Annotated in this window: 14 protein-coding genes and 1 pseudogene; 3 read left to right on the forward strand and 12 right to left on the reverse strand. The window is 63.4% G+C overall.

The genetic code is table 11. The features are described from left to right. Nucleotides 1–34: 34 nt before the first annotated feature. Nucleotides 35–1,321, reverse strand: a complete 1,287-nt coding sequence (locus FYB92_RS03190; RefSeq protein ID WP_332828159.1) for an FAD-binding oxidoreductase — start codon at nucleotides 1,319–1,321, stop codon at nucleotides 35–37. A 389-nt stretch (nucleotides 1,322–1,710) separates the two neighbouring features. Then, a complete protein-coding gene (locus FYB92_RS03195; RefSeq protein WP_062809557.1) occupies nucleotides 1,711–2,619 on the reverse strand; it encodes a DMT family transporter in 909 nt (302 codons plus the stop codon). Nucleotides 2,620–2,642: 23 nt separating this feature from the next. Here FYB92_RS03195 and FYB92_RS03200 point away from each other — a divergent pair, with 23 nt between their 5' ends. Beyond that, nucleotides 2,643–2,822 (forward strand): hypothetical protein, encoded by a 180-nt coding sequence (locus FYB92_RS03200; RefSeq protein WP_139312505.1) that lies wholly within the window; start codon nucleotides 2,643–2,645, stop codon nucleotides 2,820–2,822. Nucleotides 2,823–2,902: 80 nt separating this feature from the next. On the opposite strand, the gene FYB92_RS03205 is transcribed toward FYB92_RS03200, so the two are convergent. From FYB92_RS03205 to bluB, 7 genes and pseudogenes are all read right to left on the reverse strand, one after another. After that, nucleotides 2,903–3,250 (reverse strand): carboxymuconolactone decarboxylase family protein, encoded by a 348-nt coding sequence (locus tag FYB92_RS03205; RefSeq protein ID WP_332828964.1) that lies wholly within the window; start codon nucleotides 3,248–3,250, stop codon nucleotides 2,903–2,905. 5 nt (nucleotides 3,251–3,255) lie between these two features. Beyond that, nucleotides 3,256–3,873: a TetR/AcrR family transcriptional regulator gene (locus FYB92_RS03210; protein WP_332828160.1), complete on the reverse strand. Its 618-nt coding sequence runs from the start codon at nucleotides 3,871–3,873 to the stop codon at nucleotides 3,256–3,258. Between the two features lie 420 nt (nucleotides 3,874–4,293). Beyond that, a complete protein-coding gene (locus FYB92_RS03215; protein WP_332828965.1) occupies nucleotides 4,294–4,545 on the reverse strand; it encodes a PfkB family carbohydrate kinase in 252 nt (83 codons plus the stop codon). Nucleotides 4,546–4,703: 158 nt separating this feature from the next. After that, nucleotides 4,704–5,249: pseudogene (locus FYB92_RS03220) on the reverse strand (PfkB family carbohydrate kinase); the annotation flags it as partial. A gap of 903 nt (nucleotides 5,250–6,152) precedes the next feature. After that, nucleotides 6,153–6,632: a hypothetical protein gene (locus FYB92_RS03225; RefSeq protein ID WP_139312526.1), complete on the reverse strand. Its 480-nt coding sequence runs from the start codon at nucleotides 6,630–6,632 to the stop codon at nucleotides 6,153–6,155. A gap of 135 nt (nucleotides 6,633–6,767) precedes the next feature. Next, nucleotides 6,768–7,268 (reverse strand): hypothetical protein, encoded by a 501-nt coding sequence (locus FYB92_RS03230; RefSeq protein WP_062809553.1) that lies wholly within the window; start codon nucleotides 7,266–7,268, stop codon nucleotides 6,768–6,770. After that, nucleotides 7,268–7,906, reverse strand: coding sequence for a 5,6-dimethylbenzimidazole synthase (bluB, locus tag FYB92_RS03235; RefSeq protein ID WP_062810028.1), 639 nt, complete (start codon nucleotides 7,904–7,906; stop codon nucleotides 7,268–7,270). The genes FYB92_RS03230 and bluB overlap by 1 nt, the downstream gene beginning before the upstream one ends. Before the next feature lie 297 nt (nucleotides 7,907–8,203). Here bluB and FYB92_RS03240 point away from each other — a divergent pair, with 297 nt between their 5' ends. Continuing rightward, complete coding sequence (locus FYB92_RS03240) at nucleotides 8,204–8,326, forward strand: replication/maintenance protein RepL (protein WP_220376162.1); 123 nt, start codon at nucleotides 8,204–8,206, stop codon at nucleotides 8,324–8,326. A 23-nt stretch (nucleotides 8,327–8,349) separates the two neighbouring features. Here FYB92_RS03240 and FYB92_RS03245 read toward each other — a convergent pair whose 3' ends face one another. From FYB92_RS03245 to FYB92_RS03255, 3 genes are all read right to left on the reverse strand, one after another. Beyond that, nucleotides 8,350–8,952, reverse strand: a complete 603-nt coding sequence (locus FYB92_RS03245; protein ID WP_062809552.1) for a hypothetical protein — start codon at nucleotides 8,950–8,952, stop codon at nucleotides 8,350–8,352. Between the two features lie 213 nt (nucleotides 8,953–9,165). Next, a complete protein-coding gene (locus FYB92_RS03250; RefSeq protein ID WP_003621563.1) occupies nucleotides 9,166–9,360 on the reverse strand; it encodes a hypothetical protein in 195 nt (64 codons plus the stop codon). Between the two features lie 152 nt (nucleotides 9,361–9,512). Then, nucleotides 9,513–10,391 (reverse strand): aldose 1-epimerase family protein, encoded by an 879-nt coding sequence (locus FYB92_RS03255; RefSeq protein ID WP_062809551.1) that lies wholly within the window; start codon nucleotides 10,389–10,391, stop codon nucleotides 9,513–9,515. Nucleotides 10,392–11,113: 722 nt separating this feature from the next. On the opposite strand from FYB92_RS03255, the gene FYB92_RS03260 reads away from it, so the two are divergent. After that, complete coding sequence (locus FYB92_RS03260) at nucleotides 11,114–12,208, forward strand: hypothetical protein (RefSeq protein WP_332828161.1); 1,095 nt, start codon at nucleotides 11,114–11,116, stop codon at nucleotides 12,206–12,208. The last annotated feature ends 186 nt before the right edge of the window (nucleotides 12,209–12,394 follow it).

Genomic DNA, 12,394 nt, shown 5'->3' on the forward strand with positions numbered 1-12,394 from the left:
CCTGTTCTCCAGTCCTGTGGGCGCGGATATGGCTCTACAGCCATGCCGTGCCCGCGTGGGCAATGGCGGACCCCACGTTATAAAAGGCTTCGCGCGCGGGGCGGGCGCGCACCGGCTGCACCGGGCAGAGCGGCAGCGGCATGTCGGCAATCCCGATCCTGCCGCATACAAGCTGCGCCAGCACCCGGCCAAACACCGTCCCTGGCGAGATACCGCGCCCGTTATAGCCGCTGATGGACACTACATTGTGGGCAAGCTGATGGAAACGGGGAACCGCGTCTGTGGTCATGCCGATGCTGCCGTACCATTCGGTTTCAAAGGGTTCGTCCTTCAGTTGCGGATAAATCCGCGCCAGCGCCCTGCGCCCCCAGGCATGGTGGATGCGCCGCCCCGCATGGTCCAGCGCGCCCACGCTGCCGATAATCATCCGTCCCGCCTGGTCCAGACGGAAGGAGGTCAGGATGTCCCTGGTGTCCCATGCGCCCTGTTTGTGGGGCAGGACCGTTTCCAGCACATGCGCGGGCAGGGGGCGGGTGGCAAGGTTGAAATACGGCAGATGCACCAGTTCGGCGCGCAGTTCGGGCCACATGTTGGTGGTATAGGCATTGGTGGCCACGATCACCCAGCGCGCGCGCACCGACCCGCCGCCACTGGTGCGCAGGTGCCACCACGCGCCCGCCTGCTGCGCATCGGTCACGCATGTCGCGGTATGCAGCCGCACGCCCGCATCCATCGCCGCGCGCGCCAGACCCCGTGCATAGGCAAGGGGCTGGATCGTGCCCGCGCGTTCATCCAGCAACGCGCCGGTATAGGCCGTGCTGCCGATCTGGCGCGCGGCCTCGCCCGCATCCATCAGGCGCACCGGCGCGCCAAGCGCCTGCCACTGGCGTTCGCGTTCGCGCAGGTTGTCCAGCCCGGATTGCCCCACCGCGCAATGTAACGTGCCGGTGGGCGTGGCCTCGCACGCGATGGCGTGTTTCGCCACAAGGTCAAAGACTTCCCGCGGGCCATTACCCAGAAGGTCCAGCACCCGCCGGCCCATCGTGGCGCCCAGCGTCGTCAGCAGGTCGTCGGGCATGACCCACAGGCCCGCATTCACCAGGCCGACATTGCGTCCCGACCCGCCAAAGCCGATCTCGTTGGCCTCAAGGATCACCACATTGCAGGATTCCTGCGCAAGGTGCAGCCCCGCCGACATCCCGGTATAGCCGCTGCCGATAATCGCGACATCGACATCCACATGCCCGCGCAACGCCGTGGTGGGCGGGGCGGGCGGGGCGGTGACTTCCCAAAGACCATGGCTGCGCGGATCATTCTGCATGCACGTTACCCTGTTGCGTTGCCCAGTGGCGTTTACCCAGTGTCGTTTACCCGGCAGCGTTTGCCTGACGGCGTTTACCAGTGGGGTTTGCTGGCGGCATTCCCGGCTGGTCTCCCCGGCTGGCATCTTCTGTTGGCGGGTCCGGGGGAAGGTTGCCGGGCGGGCGACACCCCCCGGCAGGGCGGGGGCTGTCGCCGGTTGGCGCGCACCCCCGGTGACGCCATCGCGCAAGGTATTTTCGATCGCACCGGGCGCAAAACGATATTCGGAACTGGGGTCATTCCAATACGGAATGATCCATGTGTCCGATCGTATGCACCGCTCTCCATACACCGGTTTTCATCCGCCGCTTTCCCCTGGGTTCCCCCCTGACGTCGCGCCAGATGGGGTCATTCCCCGCCGGGCGGCATCCGTTCCACCGGGGCGCGGCCCAGCGTATTGGCCAGGAACACACCCAGCATGACCACCACGCCCCCCAGCAGGGTGCGCAGTTCGGGGACTTCATGCACCAGCGCAAAGGATTCCAGCAAAGTGACCGGCGGCAGCAGGTACAGCAGGCCCGCCGCCCGTGCGACGCCCATCTGTCCCACCACCCACGTCCATGCCGCATATCCGACAAAGGCAGGCAGTATCGCAAGCTGCGCCACACTGGCGATACCGGCCATCGACATGTGCGGCACCCGTCCCAGCGCCTGCGGCAGCCATGGCAGCAGGACGATCCCCCCGACGATCAGCACATACGCCGTGGTGGCCATCGCGCCATAGGTCGGGATCAGGCGTTTTTGCAAGGTGGTGTAAAGCGCGCTGCACAATGCCGCACCAAGGATCAGCGTCGTGCCCGACCCGAATGACAGGCCCCCCGGTTCGCCGCCCGCGATGGTGATGACCCCGGCGAAACTGATAAGCGATCCGACCCACCCCCATGCCGTCAGCCGTTCGCCCATCACCGCCACGGCGATGATGGCGGCCATCAGGGGGGAAGAACTGATCAGCAGGCTGGACGCCCCGGCGGAAACGCTGAGTTCGCCGGTATTGAACAGCACATTGTACAGGCTGATGCCGATTCCCCCGCATGCGACAAAGCGCGGGATGTCGCGCGCGCGTGGCAGGGGCGCGCGTTCATACAGCAGCCATCCCACCGACAGCACCGCCGCCAGCGCATAGCGCAGCGCCGCAAGGGGAACAGGCCCGATTTCGTGCATCACGACCCGGACGATGGGATAGGCGCTGCCCCATGACAGCAGGGCCACGGCGGCCCACAGGGCAACCAGGCGGGGATGGGAAGGGCGTGTGGTCATGGCGCACAGGGATATGCCCGCGCATGGCGGCAGGCAACCGGGCATGCGCGCCTGCGCGGCGTTTGGATGCGCGCAGGCGGGAAAATGTCACACACGATCCCGCGTGCGGCATGCCGGGCACGCAGGCAAAGGGACAGGCAAAGGGACAGGCACAGCGACAGCCAAGGCACAAAGATGTCCGGGCGCCGTCCTTCAGCGTTTGAAAAAGACGGCATGTCCCAAATCATTGCGGGACAATCCGGGCCAGAAGCTTTTATCACGCAGTCCCTTGCCCAGATGGGGATCAGCCCTTGGCCGTATCCAGCGCATCCACCGCGTCCAGCACGCGCGCGGAATAGACAAGGGCCGCGCCCGCGTTCATCGCCACGGCCACGCCCAGAGCCTCGGCAATTTCCTCCCGCGTGGCGCCCGCCTTGACCGCTTCGGCGGAATGGACGGTAATGCAGCCGTCGCACCGGGTCGTGGCCGCCACGGCAAGGGCGATCAGTTCGCGCGTCTTTGCATCAAGATGCCCGGTCTTCGCCCCGGCCTCCCCCGCGGCGACAACGGCCTCGACCGTGCCGGGCGACAGGGTGGCGACCTTTCCAAAACCTTTGGCAAGCTGGTCGCGATATGTGTTCCAGTCTATCATCATGGTCATGTCTTCCTGTGGTGATCGGGTGGTCCCGCCCGGACATCACCGGGCAGGAGGTCATGAAGCACGTCATCGGCACGCACGCCGTCAGCAGTCCCGCCGGGCGCCTCTCCCAGACCCCATTCCAGCAGGCTCCCCCCTTCCTGCCGGGTGACGAACCGACGCGCCAGCACGGATGCGGGCAGGTCGCCGCGCAGCGTGCCCGCCGCGATCCCTTCCGCCATGACGGATTCGAGCCATGAGAGATGCAGCCGGAAAAATGCCGCCGTCTGGTGGCGCATCGACGGTGGCAGGCTGTCGCGCTGTGCCGCCAGCGCCGCACACAGCGGCAGCATGCCGGCCATGGCGCTGCTGGTGAAAAAAGCGGCAAAGGCCCGCAACCGTCCGGGGGCATCGGGGACCGCATGCCACACGGCCGACAGTTCGGCGGTGAAGCGGTGCAGGTAGTCCTCGATAACCGCGCATCCGAGTGTTTCCTTGGTGGGGAAATGATGGTGGACACTTGCCTTGCGGATGCCCGCGGCCCGCGCCAGGTCGGCAAAGCTGAAGGCAGCATAGCCGCGTGTGCGGATAAGCTCTTCAGCCCGTTGCATCAGGATGCGGCGAGTACCGTGCTCCATGCCCAAAGCCTACCGACCTGAAGGTAGGTAAGGAAACTCACTTTAGCGTGCGGCACATCCGGGGGAGTGCGCAGGCATGTCCAAGGGGGCCATTCGCGGAGCAAGCCTAAGAGAGTGTTTGAAAACACGTCATTGATAGAAAACAGGAAAAGTTTCTGGGTGTCGCCTTTCGATCGAAAAAGGCGGCGTCTTTCGAAGCTTTTTGGAAAAAGCTTCACCAAAAACCTTTCTGATTTCAGGATGTTATTAAGCCCGACTTTTTAATATGGTCTCTAACGGGCATGTCTACGGGGGGCGTCCGGCGGGGCGCGCAATCCGGCATACGCAACATCCCGACGCAATCCCGGCAGGCCCGCCGTGGCCCACGCAACAGCATCGCGGGCATGGGCATGGACATGGGCAGCGGGCGGAGGGGCGACATCAGGATGCGCATTCCTGCGTGTCGAGCAGTGCCGCAACTTCTTCGGCCGTGGGGGCGGCCTCTGCCGCGCCGGGACGTGTCGTCGCCAGCGCGCCACATGCGGCGGCATAGCGCACGGCCTGATCCAGTGGCGCGCCGGATGCCAGCATGCGCGCCAGTCCCGCGCCGAAACAGTCGCCCGCCGCAACGGTATCGACTGCCGTGACGGCAAAGGGGGGAATGAATCCGTCCCCCCCCGTCGCGACGGGAATGGAACACGCCGCGCGCGCCCATTTTTATGACCGCGCATGCCACACCCCGCCCGTGCAGGTGGGCTGCGGCGGCGCGGGCGGTGGGGGGCGTCGGTGGGCAGGATACCCGTCAGGGCCTGCGTTTCCGTCTCGTTCGGGGTCATGACGGTGGCCAGCGTGAACAGCGCATCGGGCAGGCCGTCGGGTGGGACGGGGGCAGGATCGACGATGATGGTCATGTCCTGCGCCCGCGCCTGTTCACACAGGCGTACGACGATGTCCGGCGGGATTTCCATCTGCACCATCATCACGCGCGCGCCGTCGAACACGCGCGCCAGCGCGGGGACGTCATCGGGGCGCAGCGTCATGTTCGCCCCGCCATGGACCAGGATCTGGTTTTCGCCCGCGTCATTGACGGTAATGAAGGCCCGGCCCGTCTGTCCGCCGGTTTCGGTGCGCACGAAACGCAGCCCCACCCCCGCATCGGCCATGGCGTCACGTGCGACCTGCGCCAGCGCATCGTCGCCCATCTGCCCCGCCAGTTCGACTGCCGTGTCCAGACGCGCGACGGCCACCGCCTGGTTTGCGCCCTTGCCACCCAGCCCTGTTGTCGCGGCGTGGACATGCATCGTCTCCCCCGCATGGGGAAAGCGGGCGACGCGGCAGACGAAATCGACATTGATGCTGCCGATGACGGCGATATGGCCGGTGGGGGAGAGGGTCATGACGGGCCTCCTGTCGCAGGCGGGTGGCGGTAAAAACAGTGAAAACGCAAGGAAAAGCCTGCGCGCGTTGCCTGTTCCTGAATGAAGGTAAGATCTTTTTTGTGTGTTTACAGCAAAGAGATACCCAAAAATTTTATAATTTCAGCATGTTATTAAGGACGCTTTGCCATGCAGAGCCTCACCATGAAGCCGCATGGGCATATGCCGGCGGCTATTGGATGCGCAGGGCGATGTTGGAAAGCACCCGATGGACAAGACGTCATCAGGATATTCAAAGGCCAAGTTTTTAGAGAGTGTCTGAAAACACATCATTGATAAAAAACAGGACAAGTTTCTGGGGGCCGCCTTTCGATCGAAAAAGGCGGCGTCTTCTGAAGCTTTTTGGAAAAAGCTTCACCAAAAACCTTTATGATTTCAGGATATTACTGAGGCTGATTTTTCAAACAGCGTCTCAGAAAGATCATTGGTTCCAGCTATTTTGAAACAGACATGGCCGAAAACCGTTGGAATTCTGTTGGGGTGGTGACTTTTTCGAAAGAACATTTCCAAAATATAAAATAGTATTTTCGGTTTAATGCCAGTTGGAATTGCAATTTTTTCACAAATTATGAAGCCGGTCGATGTCAGTCCCCAATCCGACAGGATGTCAGGGGCCGTTTGAACGGTGTGTAGCAATACTCCACGGGAATGAAGGCAGTCTTTGGCAAAGCGTTTACCGACATGGCTTTGCAATATATTGCATTTCTACAAGGTTAAAGTAACGCCTGAATATTTACCGTTTTTCATCAACGGGCTGTTTCAAATGATGTCTTCATGTTCCAGTGGGATGCCGGGTCCGCCTGTATGGACCGTTTTTATGGTATGGCGCGCATGGTGTGCTGCGCATGGCGCGCCCCGGGGTGTTTATCCCTTCCACAGGGGGCCGGGCATTTCATCGTAATGATCCACCAGCATATCCAGCAACAGCGCCAGCGCGCCCGCCACATGGGCCTGCTCCGTGCCGAAATGGCTGGCGATGGCGGGCATTGACCGTCCCTCCACCATCAGCAGGACCAGCAGCTTTTCGCATCGCGTGCCAATGGCCGTGCGGATGTATTTGTAACGTTCGATCGCGCCCAGCCTGCTGTGCGATGGGCCTTCGTGCGTGGGGTGGCGGCCGGGTGCGCGTTCCATCTGCGGGTCGTTATGGCCCATGAACCCGATGGCGTAATCAATGGCCCAGAATTCGGCGGCAAGGGCATGGGCGTCCACGATCGCGCCACTGCGTCGCAGCGCGGCAAGCGCGGGGCGATGCGCGTACACCATGGCCGCATCGGGGGCCATGTCGGACCGGTCGGGCGGCGGTGGCGCAGGCGGGTGGCAGGACGGAACGGCAGCCGACACGCAGGCATTCTCCAGACTGGGGCAGGACCGGCACATAAGGCCGACAGCATCCATGCATCCGTATCATACCTTCGGCGCGGATGCGATGGTCTCCCGCCGGTTGTCTCATCCATATGCCGCGTGGTGGGGCCGCGATCAGGGCGTGTGGCGCATCTGCTGGCGCAGGTGGGCTTCTTCGTTCGTGAAACGCGCCCAGTCCTGGGCATAGGGATCGCGACTGTCGCGATCATGGCCCATGGCCGCGGCGTCCGATGTGCGATCTGGGCTGCGATCGGGCATGTCCGTGTTGTCCGGCGCGTCGCGACCGGGGGTGGGGCGGTTCATGTCCCGGCGTGCGGCGGCGGCGGCATGTGCGTCGGCGGACCAGGTGGCACGGGCCGCATCATGGGCCGCGCGCATATGCGCCAGTGTGCCCTGCCATGCCTGCGCACCGGTCGCGGCCTGCGGGTGCATCACGCCCGGCATGGAGGGGGACAGCGCGCCGGGCCATCCCGCATTGCCCCATCCCGCATTGTCCCATCCCTGCGCCCGCGCGCCATGGCCCATGGGCAGGCATGCCGCCATGATCGCCACCCACGCCGCCATGATGGCCATTTCCGCCCCCCGTCCGGCATGGCGTGCGGGGGGCGGGGGCATCAGCGGTCGATCCACTGCTGGCGTTCGGGGTCACGATGTTCCCATCCCCGCCGTTGCAGTTCGGGCATGTCGGAGGGGTCCTGCGGATATCCCACACACAGATACGCCACGAGTTCCCATTGCGCCGCAACGTCGAGCATCGCGGTCACGCGCGCCGGGTCGATGATGGACACCCACCCCACGCCCACGCCCGCCGCCGTCGCGGCAAGCCAGAAGGTATGGATGGCCATGACGGTGGACCATGTGGTGGTCTGGGGCATGGTGCCCCGGCCCAGCCCGCGTCCCTGTGTCGGGTCATTGTCGGAAAACACCGCGACATGGTGGGGGGCGTCATCCAGCCCCGCAAGTTTCAGGCGCGCGTAATCGCTGGCGTCGGACCCATCGCGCGCGGCAAGCGCATGGGCGTTGCAGCGCGCGAAATCATCGCGCACCGCCTGCCGGCGTGCGGGGTCATCCACCCGGACGAAGCGCCATGGTTCACTCAGCCCGACCGAAGGGGCAAGGCATGCCGTCGCCAGCAGTCCGTCCAGCACCGGGGCGGGCACAGGGTCGCGCCGGAAATGCCGCACGTCGCGCCGCCAGCGCAGCAGGGTTTCAAATTCCTTGGTGAACGTGCCGGAAAATCCGGGCTGGGTCATGACGCTTCCTTTGTGGGGGGTGGGATCGCGGCGCGATGTGCCGATGGCCGGAATGCCGCCTGTGGCTGGCATGGTGCCGTTTGAAAGGGGAAACCGGGTTTCATCCATTGACGGTCGTGTCATCCCTGATGCTGTCCCTCTGCCAGGGTTTCAGCAGGCGTCCCTGGTGTCGAGGGAAGGCGTCATCGGGAAACATCGTGGGGAGCCCGATCATGCCGGGGCCTGCCGCCGGGGGCCTGCCATCCGGTGGATGTGTGCAACGCGGGGGGCCGTATCCCACGGGGATGAGAAAAGGGGATGATGAAAACCGTCGGGGGCTTGTTTCAAAAAGCACTGCAAGATGCCGCAGGATTGAAAAAGGTAGCGACCGGAGTTTTTGTCATCTCTTCTCAAGGGGTGTTTCCAGGTGGCGATTTGTAATGTGTCCGTACGTACCGGGTCCGTTAATACCGGCGTCCGAATGCCGGTTCCTCCGGCTGTGCCGGGCCGGCGAATGCTGCGTCTTCCCAGAACCCGCTGGCCACTTCATGCAGTTCATCAAAACTGGCCTTGTACCAGTCCACCTGTGTCGCGGTGCGGCCGGTGATGGTGAATTTCATGAAAAGCGTTCCTGCCCCCCCACCGTACATCCACCCGTCATGCGATGTGAATTCAAAATGGCACAGGTCGGTATGGCCAAACCGCTGAAAGGCATGGTCCACCACGATGGGGGCGATTTCTTCCGCCGTGACGCGCATGTAGAAATTGGTCCGCCGGCGCAGCAGCGTCGTATCGACATTGTCGAGGATGCCCATGCTGTCCAGTACCTTCGCGCTGGCGGCGAAACGCGCGGCGTCGAATGTGACCTGTACGGTGCATCGCCCAAAGGAGCCATTGCCCGTGACGTTGACCCCGAACTGCGCATAATCGCCAAGGCCGGGGATGCCGACGCTGGCGGCATGGGCGGCGGGGGGCATGGATGTCACCATGACGGTCGCGGCGGGCACGCACACCAGCAGACCCGACAGGGTGGCAATCGCGCCCCGGCGTACGTAACGGCGTGCCATCACGAATGTCCGTGCCTGTATCGCCCGCTTGCATATCGCTCGCTCACACGGGGTTCCTTCTGCTGTGGTGCGGGTGGTGAAAACAGATGTGGCGGCGCATTACTGCGCCGCCACACATTATGGCACCATGGACATGGAAAAGCATTATCCCCGATGCGCTTTATCGCGCCACACCATCCCCGACGGGGCCGGTGGCGCGACAGGGCCGGAACCTCAGCCGCGATTCGCAGCCTCCACGGCCGTGCGGGCCGACATGGGAACCGCAACACTGTTAAGTGTCGCGACCTCCATCATGCCGCGACGTTTGAACGCGGCGGCGAACCACGCGACCACGTTTGCGGCCGTATGGCGGGTTTCCTGCGTGCCGGGGGGAAGGCCGGTTGCGGGGGCAAGGTGAAAAGTACTCATCTGAGCGTTTCCATGAGCCTTGGCGGGCACGATTGCCGCAAGCTGCTCCTGTGGCGGACGCTACGCCGGATTTCGCTGCTGACAATATGATATTTTCGCAGCCCCTTCCCCCGTCCCATGATGTTTTTGCAAGGCTTGTGCCCTGTGTGGCGTCAGACCGGGGCAACGGTCCATTTCGCGTGCCATTCCTGCCCTGGCGGCAGGTGGAACAGGCCGGGCTTCGTCGCGAATTCGCCGTGGAAATCCTGCGGGCTGCTCATGCCGTACCACGGTTCGATGCACAGGAAATCCGCACCCGGCTTCATCCACAGCCCAAGCTGGCGAAAGCCCTTCCACGTCACACGCAGGCCCGGCCCGTTGGGGATGCGATAGGTCAGGCCGTGGCTGGCGGGATGGTCGAGGATCAGCGCATCCGCCGCGAACAGGTCTTCGGACAGCGCAAGTTCGCGGCCCGTGATGGGGGTGGGGAACAGGTCGGGCGACAGCAGGCCACCCGCGACGCGGCGCACATTTTCGGGTTCGGGCTGATCGAATTCGATGATGTGCGCGTCCTTTGGCACATCGGGACGCAGGGGCCACACAAAGGCCGGATGCGCGCCGAGCGAGGCGGACAACGTGCGTGCCGGGTCGGGATTGATGACATGATATTCCACCGACAGCGCGCCATTGGCGATGCGGTATGTGATCTTCAGCCGGAAGGCAGAGGGAAAGATCGCGCGTGACTGCGCCGTATCCCCCAGTTCCAGGACGCAGCCATCGGCCGTGCGTTCGACCCAGCGGAAATCCATGTCGCGGGCAAAGCCGTGCTGCGTGATGCGGCATGCGTGCCCGTCAAACAGGGCCGTATCGTTGTCGAGCCGCCCGACAATGGGGAACAGCACGGGCGAATGGCGTTTCCATGCCGCCCCACCATTCCACAGCAGGTCGCACCCCGCGATTACATCATGCAGCGCGCAGAGTTCCGCCCCATGTATCCGTACCGTGGCGTGCAGGCGCGAATCGCCAAAGCTGTGGCTGACATCTTCATTCATCGCGTGTTTCCTTCTGTCATGTGCGGCATTGCACGCATCGTGTGGGCAGAATGCCCGATTCCCCACGCAGGCCGCCAGTAGCGTATCGGTGTAGCGTATCGGTGTTAGCGTATCGGTGTGTCGTGTTGGTGTACCGTATCGCCATTATCATGCCGCCGCAGTCGTGCCGCCACTGTCATGCCGTTTCTGTCGTGCCGTTTCGTCGTCATGACACAGCATACAGGATCGTCTGACGGTGGTGGCGCATACAGGTTCCGGCACCGGGGCGTCGTGAGATTATGCAGGTTGCCGATGAATCTTTTTACGGGTGAATCTTTTTGCTGGCACATCAGGGAGCGGCATCCGGCCATTGTCATGGCTGTCGTCAATATCCCGGTTACGGTGCGTCCCGACAGGGTATTTTTGAAAACACCCTGTTGATAAGGAATGATAAAATTCCGGCCTATGTTTTTTTTCAAAAAGGGGATGTCGTTCAAAACATTCCGCGCAAAGCCTGGACAGGAATGTTTATGATGTCCGTGGGGGGATGCATCCTGTCTTTTCAAAACGTCCCTGATATTTGCCAGGATGTAGGCAGGACGATAAAAAACCGGCAGCCGCACAGCCACAGCCACAGCCACAGCCACAGCCACAGGACAGGGCCGACGCAGGCATGACGACGGGTGCCCCACATCATCGCCCCTCCCCCCCCATTGCCCGACACACCGCCGCCATCAGATACCATGCATATAGAGTCCCGTTCCTGTTCTTCTTCCCTTCGGGCATGGCGTAGCTTTGCCATCGTGCTGCTTGCGGTTGTGCTATCGGGGGTAGGGGGGATGTTCGCCTTTATCGCAGGTATGGATGCGTGGGATGTCCTGCCGGTGCATCTGCCGCTGTCGCGCGTGCCGACGGGGGGAAACGCGCGTTACACCATGGGCGCGCTGGCACGGGCCGGACGGTTTGATTCGGCCATGATCGGGACCTCAACCGGGCGGTTGATCCGGCCCGATGCGATGGGGGCGGAATTCGACGCGCGTTTCGTCAACCTCGCGATGAATAACGCCACGGCATGGGAACAGGACCGGCTGCTTGGGGTGTTCATGCAGGCCCATCCCGCACCACGGGTCATCATGCTCGACCTTGATCATCTGTGGTGCCTGTCGGGTGACGATGCCGCGCGTGGACCGCATGAACAGTGGCCGGAATGGTCCTATACCGCCCCGTCATGGCAACGATATGGGCATATGCTCGACCTGTATGCGTTGCAAGAAGCCGTGAACCAGACGCTTTACCAATTCGGGCTGAAGGCGGACCATGCCGGGGCGGATGGGTATCAGAGCTTTGTCCCCGATGACGCGCAATATGATCATGCGCGGGTCAGCGCGAATTTCGCGCTGTGGCTGTCGGCCACGCCGGTTGTGTCGCCCGCCGCGCCGGTCGCGTTGTCCCCCTCACTCGCACTATTGCCCCGGCTGTTGGCGCGCATCCCGGATGATACGCTCAAGATCGTCTGGTTTCCCCCTGTCGCACGCGAAATGAAGGTGCATGCAGGCCCTGCCCGCGCCACGGCCATTGCCCGGTGCCGGGCGCGTATCATCGCGGACATGGCCCGCGTGCCCAACAGCATCGTGGTGGATTTCGATATTCCCGGTCCCATCGCCGATGTGCGTGACAGTTTCTGGGACCCGCTGCATTACCGTATGGGGGTTGCGACACGTATCGTGCGCGACCTTGCCATGGCGGTGCAGGACCCGGACCGTCCCGCCGACGAATATGTGGTGCGGGCCGCCCACCTGTCGCCCCATGCCCGTGACATGGCGCGCATCGTGCCCTGAACATGCCTTCGCCCTTCTGGCGGCGGCGGCGGCAGGTCGCGGCAGGCGGAGGACATCCGGGGCCTGTGGCTGCGGTCTGTCTTTGCGGCCTGTCTTCGCGGGCGGTGTTTGCGAGATGTGTTTTCGACCTGTGTGTTCCGGACCGGTGAGGGCGGCGGCGGTCTGGGCGCGCATCTGGGCGCGCAT

Origin of the sequence: Novacetimonas sp. GS1 (genome assembly GCF_036686925.1) — a bacterium.
Taxonomy (GTDB): domain Bacteria; phylum Pseudomonadota; class Alphaproteobacteria; order Acetobacterales; family Acetobacteraceae; genus Novacetimonas; species Novacetimonas hansenii.